Source organism: Streptomyces sp. NPDC040405, assembly GCF_055595765.1.
The window spans coordinates 175,809-195,998 of the sequence record NZ_JBVIVI010000014.1 but is presented as its reverse complement, the minus strand read 5'-3'; the positions used below and the strand labels follow the sequence as shown (position 1 = coordinate 195,998).

Sequence of the window (20,190 nt, the reverse complement as noted above, 5' to 3'; positions counted from 1 at the left end):
TCTCCACGTACATCGACGCGATCACTTCGGCGGCCTCCTGCACGAGTACCGGCACGCCGCGTGACCAGCACGGACGCAGTTCTTGGCACCTACAACCTCGCCCCGACCCCGGGCCATCCCCAGGGCCGGGGTCGAGCGATCCCCTGGTCCTCGTCAAGGTGCGGCGCGGCGCCTCGACCGAGACTGCAGGCCGTCAGCCGCCGCAACATAGACGACGATCACCGGTTACCCAAACCGGCGATCGTCGCGACACTTGAAGCTCCCCATCAGCCGCGAATCCCAGCGGCCTGACACGCGCGCGGCCTCTGCCGCCACGCCAGAGGAGTCGCTTCATACCACATCCACACCCGTGCGCCTTCAGAGAGCAGGACAGCGCACGCTACCCAGCGCTACCGCCCAAGCAGGAATCGCCAAGGATTCTGCTCATGATCAGGAGACGAACCCCGCAGTCAAGAGTGCTCACCAAACCCAACGCCCCAGGTAAGCAGACCGAGAATGCCCATGAAACTGCGGAACCTACAGACCTGTGTAGTTCCGCGATTCCGTGAGCGCTGTACCCGTGAGATGCGCACCGAATACGCAATTCCAGGAATCTGTGCGCGCTGACTCCGGACTGTAACTACAGTAGCTTCTCTCGTCCGGGGCTACGGCCCCACGCCTGCGTACGACGGTCTGCCCCGCCCGGAGGGCAAGAGCGGTGCGGCTCGACCTGTCCAAGTCGCCCCGGGTGACATGTGGTTGTCGGGGAGGGAGTCGCTACGATCTCCGCTCCCGAGTAGATGGAGGAGAGTCATGAGCGACCGTCCTGTCCGCACCGTGGAGGTTCCTCTGGGTGACGGCAGCAACGAGTCCGTCCGTGTTCAGATCCGGGAGGTGGACGAAACGCTCGTCCGCGTGGGCAGGGGAGGCCGCTCCATTGCGTGCGCCGAACGTTCGTTCGGGCAAATGCTGGATACGGTACGTCCCGTGGCGGAGAGCTTCGTCGGGCGGTTCAGGGGTCTTGCGAATGCGCCGGACGAGATCACGCTGGAGTTCGGGGTGTCACTGTCGGCCGAGGCTGACGTGGTGATTGCCAGCACGGCAACAGCGGCCAATTTCTCTGTGAGCCTGACCTGGAACAGGAGTGACGCTGCAGACTCCAACGGGGATACTTCCCAGGTTAGTTGACCCAGTCAGGGCGCCACGGGGCACGGAGATCACAGTGACGGAGTTTCAAGAGCGGGACACCGAGGCAGCGGAGCCAGCCTTGATCTCGGCGGTCGTCCGAGTCAAGGGGCCGGACGGCGTGATAGGCGGCGCAGGTTTCCTCATCGCTCCGGATCTGGTGCTGACCTGCGCCCACGTGGTGTCGGACGCGCTGGACCGGCGCCGGGAAGACACGGTTGAGGCCGGAACCGAGGTCACGATCGACGTGCCGCTGGCTGGGAACGCCGACGGTGTCGACGAGGGCGACCATGGCTCCGAGGTCCAGCGCTGGATACCGATCAGACCCGATCAGACCGGGGACATCGCCGTCCTGCGATTGCGGCACCGGATTCCCGGAGCCCGTCCGCTTCCCGTGATCGACTCCCATCGTGGCGTATGGGACCACGATGCCCGTGCCGTGGGCTTCACCGACGACAACCCGGATGGAATCTGGCAAAGCGGCAGGTTCCGTGGGCCCACCCGCCAGGGCTGGATCCAGCTCTCGCGGACCAACGGTGAGGCGGTTTACGTCAAGGGAGGCTTCAGCGGCAGCCCTGTCTGGGACAACGATCTGGGTGCCGCCGTCGGAATGATGGTAGCGGCGCAGCCGGTGCGCGAGGCCCAGCAGGCGTTCGTCCTGCGCATGAGAACCCTGCTGAAGGAAGCGCCCGAACTCGCCCCGTTCGTCAGCCCGGCCACGCCCTTCCGCGGCCTGTCCACCTTCCAGGAAGACGACACGGAGGTCTTCTTCGGCCGGGACGACGACATCGATCGAGTCGTCACCGCACTGCGGGGCGATCAGCCCATCATCACGGTGTACGGGCCGTCGGGCTGCGGCAAGTCGTCGCTCGCACTGGCCGGTGTGGTACCGAGGATGCGGCAGGACGGCTACCTGATTGTGCAGGTGAACGCCGCACATTTCTCTTCTCTGCGGGCCGCGCTCGCCACCGAACTGTTCGAGATCGTCAGGTCGAGGCAGCATGAGCCCCCGCGCGCGGAGAGCGCCGACCAAGTGGAGTCGTGGCTTGCCGAACTAGGGCTGGCAGACACCCTCCACCGTGCCCTCGGTTCGTCGGCCGGCCGACTCCTCGTCGTACTTGACCAGGCCGAAGCCCTCCTGGACGGATCCGATGCAGTGGCCGAGGAAGTCGCTGGTCTACTTTTCCCCGAGCGGCAGCAGAATATGTTAAAGGTGCTGGTCACGCTGCGGGCTGATTTCATGGAAGCGGCACTGAACCACGCTCGCCTCGGCTCCGCGCTGAAGAGGGGTGTGACGGTCCCGCTCACACCCATGTCCCGGGACCAGCTCGCACAAGTGATCAGTGAGCCGGTCAAGCGCATCTCGGCCGTGGAGTACGAGCCAGGCTTAGAGCGACGCATCGTCGACGACGCGGGCGACGAACCGGGAGTCCTGCCCCTGCTGGGATTCGTCCTGGCCCAGCTCTGGGAGCACCAGGCTGCTGGACGGCTGCGGACCTCGACCTATGAAGAGAACGACGGCGTATCCGGGGCCCTGAAACTCCATGCCGAGCAGGCGTGGAAAGAGTGCGTCGAGAAGCAACACAAGGGCAACGGCAGGGACAAAGCCGCGGAGACCGAGGACGAAGGCAAGGACGGGGACGGGGACAAGAAGGAAGCGTTGCGGCTACTCACCGGCCTGGTCCGGGTGCTCCCGGGCAGCGAGGCTCCCCTACGCCGCATGCTCACCCGGGAGGAAGCCGGGGAGGAGCGGTGGCGGATCGCAAAGTCACTCGCCGCGCGAAGGCTGCTCGTATTGCACGGGGACGAGGGAGAACCGCAGAGTGTCGAACTTGCCCACGAGGCGCTGATCAGCGCCTGGTCGACGCTCGCGCATCAGGTGAAGATCGACGGAGAGTTCCTGGCCGGCAGGGCGGAACTCGGGCACGACCTCGACCGCTGGCAGAAGGCGAACCGGTCACCAGACCTGCTGCCCGCCCCGCTGCAACTTCATTCCCTGCAAAGCCGGTTGCGTGCACATGAGACGGACATGACTGCGGCAGAGCGGGGCTTCCTCGACCTCGCCCGGCGGCATCACCGTACGCGGCGAAACCGCGTACGTGCAGCATGGACCGCTGCCGCACTGGTGCTTGCGCTGATCGTTGGCCTGGGTACCTTCCTCGTCTACCAGTCGCAGGTCAGCGCGCAGCGGGAGGCGGAAGGGCGGTCGCGGTCGCTGGCCTCCCTCTCGGAGGAGCTGGCGAGGCGGGACCCGGGGCTTGCCGCGCTGGTCGCCATCGCAGCTCATGACGTCGCACCGACCCGGGAGGCCCGCAACTCCCTGCTGCGCAGGTACGACCAGTTCAAGGACGACTCCTGGGTACTGACCGGCACCGAGTCACCGGTGAAAGACGTGGCGATGAGTACAGATGGGGCGGTGACCCTCGTGACGACCGAGATCGGAGGGTCGCTGAGCGGGAAGAGTGGGGCGGTGTTATTCGTCCGCCGTGCCGGGGGAAGGGTTCATCGCGAATATCTGCGTCTCGCCCGGGAGGTCCTCTACCCACTGGTCAGCAGGGACGGTCGGAGGATTGCCTACTTCTCGGCGCAGAAGGGTGGCGCCCTCGTCTGGCATGACGTCCATCGCGGCGCCGAGAAAATGCTGGGACCTGCGCATACGATCCGCAACAGCGACTTCGACATCGAGGTGAGGTCGTTCGGTCAGAACCTCGGCCTCGCGGACTTCTCCCCGGACGCCGGAGAAGTGGTCATGATGGTGGACGGGCAGGCCCGGATCTGGGACCTGGCCGCGGAAAAGGGGCGGGGGATGCCCTCAGGCGTGCCCGCGCTGGAGACGGCATGGTTCGGTCCGGACGAGAACACACTCGTGGCCCAGCCGCAGTACGGCGATGAGACGGATGCGGACTCGGCGGTGATGGCCGTCGACATCGGTACCGGAAAGACACGTGAGCTGGCGAGCGGCGTACGCACGTCGGTGAGGCCCAGCCTCGCCCTGTCGGGGAACGGCGGCGTGTTGGCCTTCTGCCAGAATGGGCAAGGCAAGCATGGTGCCGTCTACCGAGCGGTGCGCGTTGCGGACGGACGAGTGCTCACCGCGTATGAGCCCGACTCGACCAGTACCCACTGCAGCCGCATCGCCATGGACGCGACGGGAGAGCATTTCGCAGTGAAGAAGGCCGGGGCCGAGTGGGCACTCGTTGGCACTCGGCCGGGCAAGGAAGTGGAAGTGGCGGGGGGGCCCAGCGAGGTCCCCGAACTCGACGACTTGACCCTGGTCGGGGAGCCGGGGGATTTGGCCCTGGTCATCTGGGACGAGACCGCCGTGACCGCTCGGCCGCTGAGTGTCGGCTCCATGGACGCCGACAGTCCTCCGGTGCTACTCGGCAACAAGAACACGATGCTGTTGCGCGAAGGCGCCAACGGCGAGGGGCTGGCCCTCGTCAATATGGACGAACGCGGAAACACGAACACCCTCAAGAAGGTGAAGAGGCCCCCGAGGGACCAGTCGATGGACATGGTCCGAGAACCTCCGCGAATCAAGGTCAACCGGGCCCAGACACTCGCTGCCGACCTTGTCGGCCGAAACAAGGTCCGCATCTGGGAGGTCCCGTCCCTGCGGCAGGTCACGGAGATTACGACCGCCAGACCTCCGGTCGACAAAGCCGGGAAGGCAACGGACGGGGTGGAACTCTACTTTGTCGACGACGACGAGTTGCTCACGGTCTCTGGCAGCCGCATCGAGCACTGGAACACCCGGACCGGCCGACGTCTGTCGAAGACGATCGACGTACGCGACCTGGGACTCACCAAGAAAGACCCGCCGCAGTTCTTCCTGGACCCGTATCCAAAGCAGGGTTACACGCAGATCATGATCAAGGGAAGTCCGGTCGTCCATGCCGTGGACCTGCGAACGGGCAAGGAAGACAAGGCGCTTAGGCTCCGCTTCGATCCGATCGTCGACCATGCCGTACTTGACGGCAGCGGACGATACGCAGCCGTGCAGACCACGGGCGACATGGTGGAGGTGTGGTCTGTGGGACCCGGGCGACGCATGGAGAGGGTAGTCGGTCCCTTCGGTCCCCTCCAGGCGTACGACCGGTACCAAGCTGGGTTCCTGCAAGGCGGCCCGGAGTTCCTTCTGGCCAACGGAAACTCCGTGCGGTTTGAGAACGTGGCCGATCCCAGCGGCGGAGATTCCTACGACTTCGCGGAGGACCAGGAGTTCCTTGCCGCCTCGAAGGACGGGAAGACTCTGCTGCGGCTCACCAACCGCACTTCCGTGAACATCCTTCACCTCGCCCCCGAGCTATGGAAGGACCAACTGTGCGACATCTTCGGCCGCGACCTCACCGAAGATGAGCGCCAGGGCCTTCCCACATGGCTGCCGCACGGAATCTGCCCGGCCTGAACTTGGACAAATGCCTCACGCCTGAGCTACAAGCGCGGTTGCGCCGTACTGCCGCACAGATAAGCGATGCCGTCCCTACGAGTTCGAGCGAGTACCACGACAAGGGCAGGACGGTGGCCGACATCGCCCGCGAACTGGCCGCACCCGACACGAACGTCCCACAGCTCCTCGACGCGTGGGAGATCCCCCGCCACGCGGCTGGCCACAGTGCGCCTCCGGCGTGGCAGCCGAGCCCCTTCGCCGGCCTCGGCGTGCCGCTGTCGCCAGACATGGAACGGATCAGCACGCGCGCGGGCGCACTGGAAGAACTGCGGACTGCCCTGCTGCTTCCCGGGTCTCGCACCCTGTGCCGCTCGAAAAGTCATCGCCGCAGCTGAGCGGGGTGCGGCCAGTTCGCTGGGATCATGCCTTGCATGACCGTGTCCTTGTTGTACAAGGTGACCCGGAAGCTGCTGACCGTTCCATCGGTACTCCTCCGTCGTGGGACGGCGAAGGACGCGGAACTGCTGGTGCTGCGGCACGAGAACGCGGTCCTGCGCCGCCAATTGACCGGACCGGTCCGCTACGAGCCCGCCGACCGGTTCTGGTTCGCCGCCCTGTCCGGGCTGATACCCCGGCGTCACTGGCATGAGGTCTTCCCTGTCACTTCCGGCACCCTGCTGGCCTGGCATCGTCGGTTCGTCGCCGCGAAGTGGGACTCCACCGCGCGCCGACGCACCGGACGCCCGCCCACCCCGGCAGCGGTCAAGACACTCGTCCTACGGTTGGCCCGGGAGAATCCGCGGTGGGGGCACAGGCGGATCCAAGGAGAGTTGACCCGACTCGGGCATCGGATCGCCGCCTCGACGGTCTGGGAGATCCTCAACGCGGCCGGCATCGACCCCGCGCCACGTCGCTCAGGCCCCACGTGGCGCGAGTTCCTGACCGCACAAGCCGAGGGCATCATCGCCGCAGACTTCTTCCACATCGACACCGCCCTCGGCAGGCGGTTGTACGCGCTGGTGTTCCTCGAGCACGGCACCCGGCGGCTGCACATCACCGGGGTCACAGCCCACCCGGCCCGGGACTGGACGGTGCAGCAGGCGCGGAATCTCACCGCCGACCTGGGCCTACGCATCGAGTCCCTGCGCTTCTTGCTGCGCGACCGCGATGGCAAGTACGGCGAGGCCTTCGACGCCGTCTTTCAGGCCGAGGAGATGGAGATCCTCAACAGTGCGCCACAGGCTCCCCGTATGAACGCGCACTGCGAACGCATCATCGGCAGCATCCGACGCGAAGCCCTCGACCACGTCCTCATCATGAACGAGACCCACGCACGCCACATCCTCACGGCCTACGAGCGGCACTACAACGAGCACCGCCCTCACCAAGCACGCAACCAGTTACCACCCGACGCCCCCGAACATCCCGCCACGGCGCATGACCTCAACACTCACAAAATCCTGCGTACCCGGATCCTCGGCGGTCTCATCAACGAGTACAGATATGCAGCATGACGTGCAGCGATGACTTTTCGAGCGGCACAATCGCCAACGCCCGACCGCTGCACCCACTGCCCACACCGATCGACGATCCGGACAAGTTGAGCCGCCTCGACATACGCCGCCGCGACCACCTCGGCGGCATCCTCCACGAATACCAACATGCGGCATGACCTGCACGGATGAGGTATTCGGCAGGGACAACGCTCATCTCATGCTGCTGCCGTTGGGTTCACTGATTCGGCGTTGAGGCGCTGGGCTTCCTCGAGCTGGTCTTCGAGGATGACGATCCGGCAGGCGGCCTCGATGGGGGTCCCGTAATGGCCGTGCACGACGGCAGTCGGCAGGCGCCACGCATGCGCACCCCTGACCTGAGCGGCGGCACCGGGGGGTTCGGCTGGCCTATGGTCAACCGCCTCGCCCGCGCCACCGCGGTCACCCGCCGGGCCTCCGGCGGCAAGACCGTGAGTGCCCTTCTTGCCCGGTAGCGCCACCGCTCGAGCAGCCGGATGGCCGGTGAATACAATCTGCCTCATGTCAAAGCCTGACGAGCTCCTGGTTCACGTCGCCGCCTTGGTGGAGTCCGGGCGGAGCAATCAGATGTCCCTGACCGTGGTCACCGGTGGTGCTGTCATCACCGGTCGGCTGGCTTCCGAAGCAGTGTGGAGGCAGAGGGTGTCGGAGGTGCTGACGGATTCGGACCGCTTGGGCGAGTTCGCCGCCGTCTTCGACGCCCCCGTGAAGGAGGACGGGCCATCCACGCATCTGCACTTCCATGTCGCCCGGATCCTGCAGGGCACGGTGGGGATCCCGGAGACGGGCGGAATGTACCGTGTCGCGATTGAGGACGTCAGCGCCTGGACCGTGGGCGACTTCAGCTATTCCGACCACTGAGCGACGGCGACAGGAACCGGCTGCACGCAGTGTGGGCCCGACCGGCGTACCGGTCGGACCCACACTGCTGGCCAGGTGTCGGCTCGTGTCTGTCTACCCGGTCAGACCGTGACGGGGGTGCCGAGCATCGCGGAGGCGTGCTGCATCGGGCTGAGAATGCCCAGGGGCGCTGGCTTGGGAACGGCGCGGCAGGTGAAGCCGAGCTGAGCCATGGCCCGGAGGACTTCGGCGGCACTGAAGTCACGGCGGTCCTGGCGCGTGATGACCTGGCCGACCTGCTTGACGGGGTAGTGGCGGCGGCCGATGATCACCGATTCACCGGTGACCGGTTCGGGCTTGACGCCCTTCATCGATTCCAGCACGCCGCCCTTGGTGAGCTCGAAGGGGAAGCGGGCGATGACGCAGCGCATTTGGCCTCACAGGGAGAAGGGAAGAACGGTCCGACCAGGGGCGAGGCGTTTCAGCGGGAGAGGGCGAGGATGCCCAGGGCGCTGCCTTGCTCGTCGACCACCGGCAGGACACCGAGCCGACGGGTGCGCATCGCGTGCTCGGCTTCGGCCATCGTGGTCATGGGTGAGGTGAACGAGCCGTGGTCGCCGAGGATGTCGCGCAGGCGGACACGGTCCGTGTAGTCGGAGCTGTCACGGACGGCGGCGAGTTCGGTACGGGTGACCAGGCCGGTGCACTGGCCGTCCAGGTCGCAGACGACCAGTCGGCCCGTGCGGGCGGCGGCCATGACGGCCAGCGCCACCTCGACGCTCATGTCGTCACAGACCTGCGGCCCGGCCGCGTCCATGACCTCGACCACCGTCCTGCGCACGGGGTTGGCGCCCGCCGGGCGGGGCTGTGTCTGAACCAGCGTCAAAGGGTACCTCCTGCAGAGATGAGTCAGCTTCCTGATCACGAAAGTTCTAGGCCACCGCGCTGAAGCCGGACTGGCGTACGGGGGCGCGCCGGCTCGCCGAAGCGGGGCGGCGCCGGCCGCGCGAGGAGGCGCTGCGCTTGGGGCGTTCGGCCGCGGGTGCGGTGATGACGACCGGGATGCCGGACGGGGCCTGGGCGCCGGTGATCCGGCGCAGGGCCTCGTCGCCCAAGCGGATCTGCGTGGTCTGCGGCCGGATCCCGGCGTCCGACATGAGGCGGACCATGCCTCGGCGCTGGTTCGGTGTCACGAGGGTGACGACGCTGCCGGACTCGCCGGCGCGGGCGGTACGGCCGCCCCGGTGGAGGTAGTCCTTGTGGTCGGTCGGCGGATCGACGTTGACGACAAGGTCGAGGTTGTCGACGTGGATGCCGCGCGCCGCGACATTGGTCGCCACCAGCACAGTGACGTGCCCCGTCTTGAACTGCGCCAGCGTGCGGGTGCGTTGCGGCTGCGACTTGCCGCCGTGCAGCGCGGCGGCGCGTACCCCGCTGTTGAGCAGGTCCTGGGTCAGCCGGTCGACGGCGTGCTTGGTGTCCAGGAACATGATCACGCGTCCGTCGCGGGCGGCGATCTCGGTCGTGGCGGCGTGCTTGTCGGCACCGTGGACGTGCAGGACGTGGTGCTCCATCGTCGTGACCGCACCGGCCGACGGGTCGACCGAATGCACGACGGGGTCGGTCAGGTACCGGCGCACCAGCAGATCGACGTTACGGTCCAGGGTGGCGGAGAACAGCATTCGCTGCCCCTCCGGGCGCACCTGGTCGAGCAGCGCGGTGACCTGGGGCATGAAGCCCATGTCGGCCATCTGGTCGGCCTCGTCCAGCACGGTGATGCCCACGTGGTTCAGCCGGCATTCGCCGCGGTCGATGAGGTCCTTGAGCCGCCCCGGCGTCGCGACGACGACCTCGGCTCCGCCGCGCAGCGCGCTGGCCTGCCTGCCGATCGACATGCCGCCGACCACGGTGGCCAGCCGCAGCCGCACGGAGCGGGCGTACGGGGTCAGCGCGTCGGTCACCTGCTGTGCCAGCTCACGCGTGGGTACGAGGATCAGCCCCAGCGGCTGGCGGGGCTCGGCACGCTGTCCAGCGGTGCGGGCGAGCAGGGCGAGGCCGAAGGCCAGGGTCTTGCCGGAACCGGTGCGGCCGCGGCCCAGGACGTCACGGCCCGCCAAGGAGTTCGGCAGCGTCGCTCCCTGGATCGGGAACGGTGCGGTCACACCCTGCCTGCCGAGTTCGGTCAGCAGGTGCTCGGGCAGGTCGAGGTCGGCGAAGCCTTCAACGGCGGGCAGCGCGGGGGTGATCGTCCTGGGCGGCGCGAACTCACCTTGCACTGCGGCGGGCCGGCGGCCGTAACCGCCGGAACGGGCAGGCCCGCCGGAACGGCGCGGTGCCTGCGAGGCCCTGCGGCTGCCGCCCTTTCCGGCGTCGGCATTGCCATTACGGGCGCGGGCGGGGCGGTCGTTCGTGTATGTGTGGTTCATGCGGAACCTTCCTCGATGTGGCACATATCAAGGAATTCCCGCAGCGATGAGCGGCATGGAGAATTACAAGTATGGACCGGCGGCAAAAGAAAGCAGATCTGGCCGGCGGAAGATCTCCGGGGCGCAGGTGCTGAAATGAGTGACGCGATGGAAACCTTGAGATCCGGGCGTCGGCTGCGGTGCAGCTCGTCAGGATGCGCCTGCATCCCTGAAGGAAGAGCCGCGTGTGGTGAGACTGCGGATTCCTCAGAGTCGCCCCGCGGGTGAAACCGCTGCGGGAGATACGTGCAGCTGGGGCCCGCACCCCGAAGGATGCGGGCCCCAGCTACAGATGGTGCGTGAGCGTCAGGCCGGAACGATGTTCTCGGCCGTCAGGCCCTTCTGGCCCTGCGCGATGTCGAAGTTCACCTTCTGGCCTTCGAGCAGCTCACGGAAGCCCTGCGCCGCAATGTTCGAGTAGTGGGCGAACACGTCGGCGCCGCCACCGTCCTGCTCGATGAAGCCGAAGCCCTTTTCCGCGTTGAACCACTTCACGGTACCAGCAGCCATGTCATATCTCCTTTGGGGCAGTGCATCGGCATCCGCACTGCGCGGACGCCGTGTCGCCGCGATGATTACCCCGCCCGGAAATGACCGGAAATACAAAAGTGCTCCTGACCGGCAGAAGCCTGGTGGGGGCACTTGAAGTTTCGGGAACCACAACTGCAACTTGGATCGACAGTAGCACGCCGGAACGGCCCGTGCGCGTTGGATGATTCCACTCTACTCTTCGCGACAAAAACTCCCACTGCGCGGTCCGTCAAAATTTGATCTCCCGGGCACAGATATTAATTCACTCGGAGTGCAACGTTTCAGGAAGAGTCACCAACGGCACCAGAGCTCCCAGCGTCGGACGACGTACGCGGCTTTCCGTAAGACGCCACTCGGAAGGGGTCCAGCAGCTCGTATCGACATGCTGGGGGCCAGATCGCGCGGTACGACTACTCCCGCACTGACCGCCTGAGGATCTGCTTCAGCGGTGGGTTGCCACACCGGCCGGCCAATGAGCTGCCACGGCTGTACGTGCCAGAAACCTCATCCATGCTGGTCACGACGGGCGAGCGCTGCGGTGGGTCCGCCGGTCAACCGTGACCGTAGAGGCCCCCGTTGCCGACCTAGCCTCCCCACACCAGCATTGTGGAGTGCTGCTGCGACTGCTCTACCTGACCTTGACGAGCATGCTCACCCTGATACGGCTCCTACCGAAGAGTGACCGCAGCAAGGAGGCAGAGATTCTGGCGCTGCGCGACCAACTCGCCGCGCTGCAGCGACAGACCGACAAACCAAAGTTCACCTGGCCAGACCGCGCCCTGCTGGCCGCTCTCCTGCATCGCCTCCCCCGGGCACGTCTTCGCCAACTACCGCTGATCGTCACACCTGACACGGTGCTGCGATGGCACCGTGAGCTACTGCGCCACCGTCACGCGAAGGCATCCCGCCCCAAACGGCCCGGACGGCCCCGCACCGTACGTTCCATCCGTTGCGGCTCGCGCAGGAGAATTCCAGCTGGGGCTACCGGCGCATTCACGGCGAGCTCGCCTCCCTCGGCATCAAGGTCGCCGCCAGCACCGTGTGGAACATCCTCAAGGAGCACGGCATCGGCCCCGCACCCGAACGGGACCACACCACGTGGGCGACGTTCCTTCGCTCCCAGGCCCAGGCCATCCTCGCCGCAGACTTCTTCGAGACCAAGACCCTGACAGGGGCCAGGCTGTACGTCCTCGCGGTGATCGAGCACGCCACCCCCCGCGTGCGAGTCCTCGGCGCGACCGGAACGCGATCATGGAGCGTGGGGTCCGGTCATGCCGAACCGAGCTCCTCGACCGCACCCTCATCTGGAACCAGACCCACCTCCTCCGCGCACTGCGTGAGTACGAGGCGTTCTACAACGAGCACAGACCCCACCGCACTCTCGCAAGCGCCGCACCGCTCCACCCACTGCCCGAACCTGTCACCACCCCCGACCAGCTCGCCGATCTCCATGTCCATCGGCATGATCGTCTCGGCGGCATCCTGCACGAGTACCGACATACTGCGTGACCAGTACGGACGTATTTCTTGGCACCTACAGCGTTCGCGCTCGGTGGGTACCGGGAGTGCGGCGATCCGCGCGATCCGCGGGTTGAGGCGCTCGGTGACCCGTTTGATCGTGCCGCCCTTACCGGCCGCGTCCCGTCCTTCGAAGACCACCACGAGCCGTTCGTCCTCGGCCCGCACCCATTCCTGGAGCTTCACCAGCTCGATCTGGAGGCGAAGCAGCTCCCTCTGGTACCGGGATCGGGACAGCCGACCTGACCCGCTCCCGCCCTGCGGTGTGGCGCGCGCCATCCGTTCTCCCTTTCCTCAGGCGGACGACCGCGTGTCGTCAGTCATGGGGTACGACGGCGACGGGGCACGCGGCGTGGTGGAGGAGGGCGTGGGTGACATGGCCGAGGCGGGGGCTCACGGCGGGCCGGTGGGTGGGGCGGCCGACGACCACCAGGCCGGCCCGCGAGGCCGCCGTCAGCAGGACCTCCGCGGCGTGACCGTGCTCGACGTGCTCGGTCACCGGGACATCGGGATATTTCTCCTGCCACAGCTCCACCGCTTCGGCCAGCCGCTTAGGCTCCGCATGTCCGGCACCCTCGCCAGGAAGTGTCCGCGGGCCGTGGGGGAACACGGCCGGCGGCGCCAGTACCCGTACGGCACGCACCCCGGTCCCGTGTGCGGCGGCGGTGGCGAAGGCGAACTCGATCGGTACGGCCGACTCCGGCGGATCCTGGATGCCCACGACCACCTCGCCCCCTCCGGGCCCGGTCCGTTCCTCGCTGCCTCGGCGCACCATCACCACCGGGCTCGTCGAGGACCCCAGCACGTGCAGTCCGACGGATCCGAGCAGAAAGCCGGCTGCCCGGCCCTGCCCGTGCGACCCCAGCACCAGCATCTCCGAGGCAGCGCCGCGGGCCACAAGACCCTCGACGGCCGTGCGCGGGACGAGTTCGGCGGAGACCGGCACCTTTGGGTAGCGGGCCATGAGACGCGCTTTCGCCGCGTCCAGGGCCTCCTGTGCCCAGAGTTTGCGGATTTCGGGTGCCTGGGCGGTACGAGCCGTCTGCGCAGGCAGCATCCACGCGTGCATCAGGAGCAGCGGCACATGCCTGCACCGCGCTTCCCTCGCCGCCCAGTCGGCGGCGGCCAGGCTTTCGGGCGACCCGTCCAGCCCCACGGTGATCGGGCGCGCCAAGGGGGTCTCCGTCATCGGGTCTCGCCCTCCTCACGGATTCGGGTGCCGTCGTGGCCAAGCGATCGCCGCGGGTCCGCGCACGTCACCGCGCCGACGAGCCGACCATGGTGGTCCGTGACGAGTGACGAGTGGCCGCACGGGACGGGAGCGTGCGGCGATCCGGTCGGCCTCGGCGACCGGGTGGACCGTGACCGCGAGGTGGTTCCCCAGCTGTCCTCTCGGGGCTCCCGCCCTCGGGTATCCGGGGGCCGAGGGAAGAGCCGAGCAGGGTGCCCCGCCCGCGCCACGGCGCTCGGAGTCGCTCACGGCAGCCTCCCCACGAGTGCGGTCGGTCGCCTCTGCGGCCAGTGTCGCACCGATGGGGCGGCCACGCCGCCGAGCCGCGGCGCCCATGGACGGCCCAGACCGTCAGCCCGTCCGGGACGTACGGTCCCAGTGGCGGACCGCCCTCCCAACGGTGGACCATGGTCGTGCAAGCGGTTCGGTGAAGCGAGTTTTGAGGGCCGGACCATGGACCGAGAACAGCGCCGCGGCGCGTACGGACTCGACATCCGCACGTACATACGCCTGTCCGCGTCCGGAAATCCCCTGTTGCGGCGCTCCGACCGGGTCCAGTTCTGGGTGTCCGTTCTGCTGATGGTCCTTCTTGCTGTCGGGCTTCCCGCCGCATCCGTGAGCGCCGGACGGGCCGCCTACACGTCCCAGATGCACACGGCCCACGTCCAGGCGGCGCAACGGCACCAGGTCACCGCACACCTCATCGGCGATCCCCTGGACCCCGGAACCGGCAAGCGTCTGGGCCGGGTCCGCTGGACCGGAGCGGACGGCACAGAGCACACAGCCGTCGCCCACGTGGCACGCAGCGCAACCCGGGGCGCTGAGGTGACGGTCTGGGTGGACCGCCACGGAGACGTCGTCGAGGCACCCTTGCGACCGACTGCCGCGAGGACCACCGGATGGATCGCGGGCACCGTCACGGCTGGTGCCGTGACACTCGTCGTCCTCAACCTCCGGACGGGTGTCGGCCGTTCCATGGACCGCCGCAGGCAGGCCCAGTGGGGCGCCGAATGGGACCTGCTGGAGCCCCGGTGGTCCCGAAGGCTTCCCTGAACGTGAGGCACGGGCCCGCAGCCGAGCACGCCCGCACCCGGGCGTCGCCGCGGTCCCGTCCGCCCCGGCGCTCACGCGGCCGCGGAAGGGCCCTGTGTGTCATCGGTGCGGAAGGAGATGTGCTCGCTGACCGAGACCACCCCGTCCACGCTCCGGCACAGCCGGACGATGATCGGAATGAGACTCCTCATCTCCACCGATCCGCTCAGTGCGACCTCGCCTTCCCGCACCTCGGCCGTCACGGACGAGGGAGCCAGCCTAAGGGTCCGGTGAAGCACATCGCGGCAGATCTCGTCGTGGATCGCGTCGTCGTGGCGCAGGAAGATCCGCAGCAGGTCACCGCGGCTGACGATGCCCAGCAGCGTGTCGGTCTCGTCCACGACGGGAAGCCGTTTGATGTCGTGGACCGCCATCAGGCGAGCGGCCTCGGCGACCGTCCACTCGGGGCGTACGCACACGGCGGGGGCCGACATCAGCTCCTCCGCCCTCGCTCCCTCGGCCTTCGCCCGCTCCCATGCCTCCGGATGCGGGAGCAGTACCCGGCCGGACGGATCGGCCTGCCCCGACACCTTGCGCAACAGGTCGGCCTCGGACACCACGCCCATAGGGCGGTCGGAAGCGTCCACGACCGGCACCGCTGTGACGTCGTTCTCCGCGAGGAGCGTGACGAGTTCCTTGAACGGCATGTCGAGTGGAGCCCGGACCACCCCGCGGGTCATGAGTTCTCCGACTGTTCTGTGGTGCATCTGCCGCCTCCTTCTAGGGACTCGTACGCACGGTCGGCCCATTGCCAGCTGCCCGGAGTGGCAGCTCGCGACGGCCGCAGGATGAGCCTCACGGTCCCTCCGGCCGACCATTCGGCCCAGGACAGGGCCCGCCCGCCGTGCCATGGTGGAGGAAGGAGCGAAGGGGACGGGAGGCGGAAAAGTGATGCGTGCCCATGTCGGTGACCAACTGATCGTCGAAAGCCCGACCACAGGCGCGACCAGGCGGGACGGTGAGATCATCGGGCTTCATCATGACGACGGAACACCACCTTACGACGTGCGATGGTCGGATTCCGATCGAGTCAGCCTCGTGTTCCCCGGCCCGGACGCACACATTCACCACATCGAGCACGCGTCGGAAAGACCTCGGGGCCCCATGGCCCCCGGATATCAGTGAGGGTTCAACCGCCGTCCGACGAGGTCGTCACGGCGCTGGTACGGGACGCCGCAGCCGCCCCCTCGATGCACAACGCCCAGCCATGGCGGTTCCAGCACTTCCGAGACAGGCGCGTCTTCCACATACGCGGAGACCTCCGGGGTTCCCTGCCGCATTCCGATCCGGAACAGCGCGCCCTGCACATCGGCTGCGGCGCGGCCCTGATGAACCTGCGGGTCGCGGTCGCGCACCGGGGCTGGCAGACGGCGACCCGCTTGCTTCCCGTACCCGCCGACCCGATGCTGCTGGCCTCTGTGGCGCTGACCGGTCCGCTCGACGACGGCGACGACGATCCGGCGCCCCTGTACCCCGCTGTGCACACCCGGCACACCAGCCGTTACCCCTTCGCCGAGAGGGCCCTACCCGATCCGGTGCGCACCGCTCTTGCCGACGCCGCGCACCGGGAGCACGTATCGCTGTCGTTCGCGTCAGGCTGGCATCTGCAGGCCGTCCTGGACCTGGCGCTGGAGGCCGAAGCCCGCAATCTCACCGATCCCGGTGTTGCGGCGGACCTGGCCCGCTTCACCCGCCGGGCGGACGACACGCGACCCGCCACCGAAGGCGTCCCGGAGCACGCCTTCGGGCCCCGCCGCCGCATGGGCAAGGCCCCCATGCGGGACTTCGCGGGCGGCAAACCGATGCCCGGACGCCCGGACGCCGATTTCGAGACCGCCCCCCACCTGGCCCTGCTGAGCACCAGCCGCGACCGGCCCGAGGACTGGCTGCGCACCGGCCAGGCGATGGAACGGGTGCTGCTGCGGGCCACCCTCGACGGGCTGGCCACCTCGTTCGTCACCCAGGGCCCTGGAATGGCACGACCTGCGCTGGCCGCTGCGCGACCCGATGTCGGGCGAGGCGTATGTGCAGATGGCGCTCCGGCTGGGCTACGGACCTCCCGGCACACAGACCCCCCGACGACCGGTCCACGAGGTACTGGACATCGAGCCGTAGTCCTGTTGATGTCGCTACGAGAGCCGCCTTCAGGACGAGCGCGTCGCTTCGGCATGCCCAGCGGCCTTGAAGTGGCATTCGACGTCCACGACGCCTTCCACGGCCCGGGTGAGGCGTGCGGCCACGGGAATCAGCGTGGTGTCGCCGAGCTGCCCGCTGAGCGTGACCACGCCCTCGTCCACCGTTACGTGGACGGCGTCTCCGAAGCCGGGGAAGAGGTAGGACACCACCGTGCGGCGGACTTCCTCCGCGATGTCCTCATCCGGCCGGAGGAAGACCTTCAGCAGATCACCCCGGCTGACGATTCCTTGCAGCTTCCCCTCGGCATCGACCACGGGAAGCCGCTTGACCCGTCTGACGGCCATGATCCGCGCTGCTTCGGCCAACGTTGCGTCCATGTGCACGGTCACCGCCGGGGTGCTCATCAGCTCCTCCGCCGTCACCGCCCTCGCCTTCGCGAGGTCGGGCAGGCGCCGCATCTGCTCGAAACGGCCCGGATCGCTGTCCCGGAACTCCTCCTTGGGCAGCAGGTCCGCCTCGGAGACGACTCCGATCACCCGCCCTTCGCCCTCCAGGACCGGCATGGCACTCACATGCCACTGGCCCAGGGTCTGCACCATTTCCTTGAACGGCGCGTCCCGCCCGACGGCGACGACCGTTCGCGTCATCACATCGCTCACGATGTGCGGAGTCTCCGGCATGGGCCCCTCCTCGCGTCGGTTCCTCCGGTGTCTTTGATGCGCCACCACTGCAAGTGTCCGGCGGGCGGGTGCCCCCGGCCACAGGAAACGGCGGCCGATGGGGGTCGAAACCCTTCGTGAGCTGCGTCGCACGCTCAGCAGATCCGGGGCAGTTGCTCACCGAGCGGGAGGTCCACGATGCGGGTTCCGCCGAGGCCGGTGCGGGCCACGACCATGCCCGGATGTTCGGCCACGCACTCGCCGATGACGACCGCCTCCCGTCCGCCGGGGTGCGCGTGCATCGCGTCCACGACCGCTTCGGCGTGCCGCCGCGGCACGAATGCCACCAGACGGCCCTCATTGGCCACGTACATGGGGTCCAGGCCGAGGAGGATACAGGCGGTCGCCACCGCGTCCGGGACGGGCACCGCTCCCTCGTCCAGGACCACGCCGGTGTCCGACGCCGCCGCGATCTCGTTGAGCGCGGCGGCCAGGCCACCTCTCGTCGGGTCGCGTAGGACATGGATCTCAGGGGTGACGGCGAGCATCGCCTGGACCAGTCCGGCCAGGGGCTCCGTGTCACTGGCCACCTCGGTACCGAACGTCAGTCCTTCGCGGACGCTGAGGATGGCGATGCCGTGCTGACCGATCGGGCCGCTGACGATCACCGCGTCGCCCGGCCGGGCGCGCTGCGGACGGATGTCCACACCGTCGGGGATCAGCCCGATCCCCGACGTGTTCACGTACACGCCGTCGCCGTGGCCGGAGTCGACCACCTTGGTGTCGCCGGTGACGACGGTGACGCCCGCCGTACGGGCAGCGGCGCCGAGCGCCTGTGCGACGCGGCCGACGGTGTCCAGCTCCGTACCCTCCTCCAGGATGAAGGCGCAGGACAGGTACGCGGGAACGGCGCCGCTCATGGCGAGGTCGTTCACGGTGCCGTTGACGGCGAGATCCCCGATGGAGCCGCCGGGGAAGAACAGCGGGCGGACGACGTAGGAGTCGGTCGAGAAGGCCAGCCGGGCGCCGCCGAGCGTGACGGCGGCCGAGTCGGTGAGCCCTGCCGGTACCCCGGGGCCGTAGGCCGGGAGGAAGAGGTGCCGGATCAGCTCGGCGGACAGCGCTCCCCCGCCACCGTGGCCCATGACCACCAGCGGGTGGTCGCGCAGTGGCAGCGGACAGGACCAGCCGGTGGTGGTGTCAGTCAACGGACGTCGTCTCCTCCGTGCGGGGCATGGTCATGCGGCGGTACAGGTAGTAGGCGGCGCACGCGCCCTCGCTGGAGACCATGGTGGCGCCCAGCGGTGTGCGTGGCGTACAGGTGGTGCCGAAGGCCGCGCACTCGTACGGCTTGACCAGCCCCTGGAGCACCTCACCGCTGCGGCACACCGCGGACTCCTCGGCGACCAGACCGGTGACCTCGAACCGGTGCTCGGCGTCGTAGTCGCGGTAGGCGTCCGACAGCCGCCAGCCGCTGTCCGGAATGGTGCCGATACCTCGCCAGGCACGGTCGGTGGTGGTGAACACCTCCCTCAGCACGTCCAGCGCGACCGGGTTGCCCCGCGCGCGCACGGCGCGCGGGTAGGCGTTCTCGACGCGGTGTTCGCCCCGTTCGAGCTGGCGGACCGCCCTGCGGATGCCGTCCAGGATGTCCAGCGGCTCGAAACCGGTGACCACGATGGGCACCCGGTAGGCGTCGGCGAGGGCCGGATACTCGCTGGTGCCCATCACGCTGCACACGTGCCCGGCGGCGAGGAACGCCTGCACCCGGCAGTCCGGCGACCGCATGATCGCCTCGATGGCCGGTGGCACCCGCACGTGCGAGACCAGCAGGCTGAAATTGCCGACGCCGAGCCGCCTTGCCTGATGGGCCGTCATGGCGATGGCGGGGGCGGTGGTCTCGAAGCCGACGCCGAAGAACACCACCTGCCGGTCCGGGGTCTGCCGGGCGACCCGCAGCGCGTCCAGCGGTGAGTAGACGACCCGGACGTCACCGCCCTCGCTCTTGACGCGGAACAGGTCCCGGTCGGTCCCCGGCACCCGGAGCATGTCACCGAACGAGCAGAAGATCACGTCCGGGCGGGAGGCGATTTCCAGCGCCTTGTCGATCACTTCCAGCGGGGTGACGCAGACGGGACACCCCGGCCCGTGGATCAGCTCGATGTCCCCGGGCAGCAGCTGGTCGATGCCATGCCGGATGATCGAGTGGGTCTGCCCCCCGCAGACCTCCATCATCGCCCATGGGCGGGTGACGGTCCGGGCGATGTCGTCCAGGAGCCGCCGGGCCAGGTCCGGATCCTGGAACTCGTCGATGTACTTCACCGGTTCTCCTCCTCGTGCGGGCTTTCCGCCTCGGCCGCCGCTCGCGCCCAGGCGTCGCCGAACTCCTCCTCCAGTGCGCCGATCTCCTCGAAGAGCCGGAGGGTGGCCAGGGCCGACTCCTCGTCGAGCCGCTGGATCGCGAAGCCGACGTGCACGATCGCGTAGTCGCCCACTTCGATATCCGGCAGATAGGCCAGACAGACGTCCTTGACCACTCCGCCGAAGTCGACCCGCGCCATCGGCGTGCCGTCGCGTTCCTCGACGCCGACCACGCGGCCGGGTACCGCCAGGCACATGCGCTCCTCCTCGG

At 68.1% G+C, this 20,190-nt stretch carries 18 protein-coding genes and 4 pseudogenes; 10 read left to right on the top strand and 12 right to left on the bottom strand.

Annotated features, from left to right (window positions below; all coding sequences use genetic code 11):
- Positions 1–792: 792 nt before the first annotated feature.
- The 5 genes from ACZ59A_RS38725 to ACZ59A_RS38705 all read left to right on the top strand — a co-directional run bounded on the left by ACZ59A_RS38725 (position 793) and on the right by ACZ59A_RS38705 (position 7,226).
- Positions 793–1,167, top strand: a complete 375-nt coding sequence (locus tag ACZ59A_RS38725) for a CU044_2847 family protein (protein ID WP_470968870.1) — start codon at positions 793–795, stop codon at positions 1,165–1,167.
- A gap of 34 nt (positions 1,168–1,201) precedes the next feature.
- Positions 1,202–5,572: an nSTAND1 domain-containing NTPase gene (locus ACZ59A_RS38720; RefSeq protein WP_470968867.1), complete on the top strand. Its 4,371-nt coding sequence runs from the start codon at positions 1,202–1,204 to the stop codon at positions 5,570–5,572.
- 113 nt (positions 5,573–5,685) lie between these two features.
- The gene (locus ACZ59A_RS38715) at positions 5,686–5,949 is read left to right on the top strand and encodes a hypothetical protein (protein ID WP_470968865.1); all 264 of its coding nucleotides are present in this window, start codon (positions 5,686–5,688) and stop codon (positions 5,947–5,949) included.
- A 36-nt stretch (positions 5,950–5,985) separates the two neighbouring features.
- Positions 5,986–7,068 (top strand): integrase core domain-containing protein, encoded by a 1,083-nt coding sequence (locus ACZ59A_RS38710; protein WP_470968863.1) that lies wholly within the window; start codon positions 5,986–5,988, stop codon positions 7,066–7,068.
- Positions 7,065–7,226 (top strand): hypothetical protein, encoded by a 162-nt coding sequence (locus tag ACZ59A_RS38705; RefSeq protein WP_470968861.1) that lies wholly within the window; start codon positions 7,065–7,067, stop codon positions 7,224–7,226. Before ACZ59A_RS38710 ends, ACZ59A_RS38705 begins: the two co-directional genes overlap by 4 nt.
- A 39-nt stretch (positions 7,227–7,265) precedes the next feature.
- On the opposite strand, the gene ACZ59A_RS38700 is transcribed toward ACZ59A_RS38705, so the two are convergent.
- Positions 7,266–7,547 carry a hypothetical protein gene (locus tag ACZ59A_RS38700; protein ID WP_470968887.1) on the bottom strand — a complete coding sequence of 94 codons (282 nt, stop codon included), beginning with the start codon at positions 7,545–7,547 and terminating at the stop codon, positions 7,266–7,268.
- 40 nt (positions 7,548–7,587) lie between these two features.
- Between ACZ59A_RS38700 and ACZ59A_RS38695 the strand changes: the two genes are divergently transcribed.
- On the top strand, positions 7,588–7,947 hold the full coding sequence (locus ACZ59A_RS38695; RefSeq protein WP_468056201.1) for a hypothetical protein: 360 nt from the start codon (positions 7,588–7,590) through the stop codon (positions 7,945–7,947).
- A 101-nt stretch (positions 7,948–8,048) separates the two neighbouring features.
- On the opposite strand, the gene ACZ59A_RS38690 is transcribed toward ACZ59A_RS38695, so the two are convergent.
- The 4 genes from ACZ59A_RS38690 to ACZ59A_RS38675 all read right to left on the bottom strand — a co-directional run bounded on the left by ACZ59A_RS38690 (position 8,049) and on the right by ACZ59A_RS38675 (position 10,901).
- Positions 8,049–8,357, bottom strand: a complete 309-nt coding sequence (locus ACZ59A_RS38690) for an SCO5918 family protein (protein WP_009719283.1) — start codon at positions 8,355–8,357, stop codon at positions 8,049–8,051.
- A 50-nt stretch (positions 8,358–8,407) separates the two neighbouring features.
- The gene (locus tag ACZ59A_RS38685; RefSeq protein WP_470968857.1) at positions 8,408–8,812 is read right to left on the bottom strand and encodes a CBS domain-containing protein; all 405 of its coding nucleotides are present in this window, start codon (positions 8,810–8,812) and stop codon (positions 8,408–8,410) included.
- Positions 8,813–8,858: 46 nt separating this feature from the next.
- Positions 8,859–10,352, bottom strand: a complete 1,494-nt coding sequence (locus tag ACZ59A_RS38680) for a DEAD/DEAH box helicase (RefSeq protein WP_468056861.1) — start codon at positions 10,350–10,352, stop codon at positions 8,859–8,861.
- 345 nt (positions 10,353–10,697) lie between these two features.
- Positions 10,698–10,901 carry a cold-shock protein gene (locus tag ACZ59A_RS38675; protein WP_009719280.1) on the bottom strand — a complete coding sequence of 68 codons (204 nt, stop codon included), beginning with the start codon at positions 10,899–10,901 and terminating at the stop codon, positions 10,698–10,700.
- Between the two features lie 632 nt (positions 10,902–11,533).
- Between ACZ59A_RS38675 and ACZ59A_RS38670 the strand changes: the two are divergent.
- Positions 11,534–12,431 (top strand): annotated as a pseudogene (locus tag ACZ59A_RS38670) (integrase core domain-containing protein).
- A gap of 30 nt (positions 12,432–12,461) precedes the next feature.
- On the opposite strand, the pseudogene ACZ59A_RS38665 reads toward ACZ59A_RS38670, so the two are convergent.
- Both ACZ59A_RS38665 and ACZ59A_RS38660 read right to left on the bottom strand, forming a co-directional pair.
- A pseudogene (locus ACZ59A_RS38665) lies at positions 12,462–12,719 on the bottom strand (polyphosphate kinase 2); the annotation flags it as partial.
- Positions 12,720–12,756: 37 nt separating this feature from the next.
- On the bottom strand, positions 12,757–13,629 hold the full coding sequence (locus ACZ59A_RS38660; protein ID WP_470968853.1) for a universal stress protein: 873 nt from the start codon (positions 13,627–13,629) through the stop codon (positions 12,757–12,759).
- 495 nt (positions 13,630–14,124) lie between these two features.
- Between ACZ59A_RS38660 and ACZ59A_RS38655 the strand changes: the two genes are divergently transcribed.
- Positions 14,125–14,724, top strand: a complete 600-nt coding sequence (locus ACZ59A_RS38655; protein WP_470968850.1) for an Rv1733c family protein — start codon at positions 14,125–14,127, stop codon at positions 14,722–14,724.
- Between the two features lie 71 nt (positions 14,725–14,795).
- On the opposite strand, the gene ACZ59A_RS38650 is transcribed toward ACZ59A_RS38655, so the two are convergent.
- Positions 14,796–15,470 carry a CBS domain-containing protein gene (locus tag ACZ59A_RS38650; protein WP_470968848.1) on the bottom strand — a complete coding sequence of 225 codons (675 nt, stop codon included), beginning with the start codon at positions 15,468–15,470 and terminating at the stop codon, positions 14,796–14,798.
- A gap of 184 nt (positions 15,471–15,654) precedes the next feature.
- Here ACZ59A_RS38650 and ACZ59A_RS38645 point away from each other — a divergent pair.
- Positions 15,655–15,858: pseudogene (locus ACZ59A_RS38645) on the top strand (DUF1918 domain-containing protein); the annotation flags it as partial.
- A gap of 26 nt (positions 15,859–15,884) precedes the next feature.
- Positions 15,885–16,878, top strand: a pseudogene (locus ACZ59A_RS38640) (Acg family FMN-binding oxidoreductase).
- Between the two features lie 29 nt (positions 16,879–16,907).
- Here the strand turns inward: ACZ59A_RS38640 and ACZ59A_RS38635 are convergent.
- The 4 genes from ACZ59A_RS38635 to ACZ59A_RS38620 form a co-directional block, all read right to left on the bottom strand.
- A complete protein-coding gene (locus ACZ59A_RS38635; protein ID WP_470968845.1) occupies positions 16,908–17,579 on the bottom strand; it encodes a CBS domain-containing protein in 672 nt (223 codons plus the stop codon).
- Positions 17,580–17,713: 134 nt separating this feature from the next.
- A complete protein-coding gene (gene hypE, locus ACZ59A_RS38630; RefSeq protein ID WP_470968885.1) occupies positions 17,714–18,703 on the bottom strand; it encodes a hydrogenase expression/formation protein HypE in 990 nt (329 codons plus the stop codon).
- Positions 18,704–18,758: 55 nt separating this feature from the next.
- Positions 18,759–19,880: a hydrogenase formation protein HypD gene (hypD, locus tag ACZ59A_RS38625; RefSeq protein WP_470968842.1), complete on the bottom strand. Its 1,122-nt coding sequence runs from the start codon at positions 19,878–19,880 to the stop codon at positions 18,759–18,761.
- The gene (locus tag ACZ59A_RS38620; protein WP_470968840.1) at positions 19,877–20,176 is read right to left on the bottom strand and encodes a HypC/HybG/HupF family hydrogenase formation chaperone; all 300 of its coding nucleotides are present in this window, start codon (positions 20,174–20,176) and stop codon (positions 19,877–19,879) included. The genes hypD and ACZ59A_RS38620 overlap by 4 nt, the downstream gene beginning before the upstream one ends.
- Positions 20,177–20,190 lie beyond the last annotated feature (14 nt).

What these genes read in the sequence shown, in the direction of transcription:
- ACZ59A_RS38725 (WP_470968870.1), top strand. Translation starts at nt 793, where the DNA reads ATGAGCGACCGTCCTGTCCGCACCGTGGAGGTTCCTCTGGGTGACGGC.
- ACZ59A_RS38710 (WP_470968863.1), top strand. Translation starts at nt 5,986, where the DNA reads ATGACCGTGTCCTTGTTGTACAAGGTGACCCGGAAGCTGCTGACCGTT.
- ACZ59A_RS38705 (WP_470968861.1), top strand. Translation starts at nt 7,065, where the DNA reads ATGACGTGCAGCGATGACTTTTCGAGCGGCACAATCGCCAACGCCCGA.
- ACZ59A_RS38695 (WP_468056201.1), top strand. Translation starts at nt 7,588, where the DNA reads ATGTCAAAGCCTGACGAGCTCCTGGTTCACGTCGCCGCCTTGGTGGAG.
- ACZ59A_RS38690 (WP_009719283.1), bottom strand. Translation starts at nt 8,357, where the DNA reads ATGCGCTGCGTCATCGCCCGCTTCCCCTTCGAGCTCACCAAGGGCGGC.
- ACZ59A_RS38680 (WP_468056861.1), bottom strand. Translation starts at nt 10,352, where the DNA reads ATGAACCACACATACACGAACGACCGCCCCGCCCGCGCCCGTAATGGC.
- ACZ59A_RS38675 (WP_009719280.1), bottom strand. Translation starts at nt 10,901, where the DNA reads ATGGCTGCTGGTACCGTGAAGTGGTTCAACGCGGAAAAGGGCTTCGGC.
- ACZ59A_RS38660 (WP_470968853.1), bottom strand. Translation starts at nt 13,629, where the DNA reads ATGACGGAGACCCCCTTGGCGCGCCCGATCACCGTGGGGCTGGACGGG.
- ACZ59A_RS38655 (WP_470968850.1), top strand. Translation starts at nt 14,125, where the DNA reads ATGGACCGAGAACAGCGCCGCGGCGCGTACGGACTCGACATCCGCACG.
- ACZ59A_RS38650 (WP_470968848.1), bottom strand. Translation starts at nt 15,470, where the DNA reads ATGCACCACAGAACAGTCGGAGAACTCATGACCCGCGGGGTGGTCCGG.
- ACZ59A_RS38635 (WP_470968845.1), bottom strand. Translation starts at nt 17,579, where the DNA reads ATGCCGGAGACTCCGCACATCGTGAGCGATGTGATGACGCGAACGGTC.
- hypE (WP_470968885.1), bottom strand. Translation starts at nt 18,703, where the DNA reads ATGGGCCACGGTGGCGGGGGAGCGCTGTCCGCCGAGCTGATCCGGCAC.
- ACZ59A_RS38620 (WP_470968840.1), bottom strand. Translation starts at nt 20,176, where the DNA reads ATGTGCCTGGCGGTACCCGGCCGCGTGGTCGGCGTCGAGGAACGCGAC.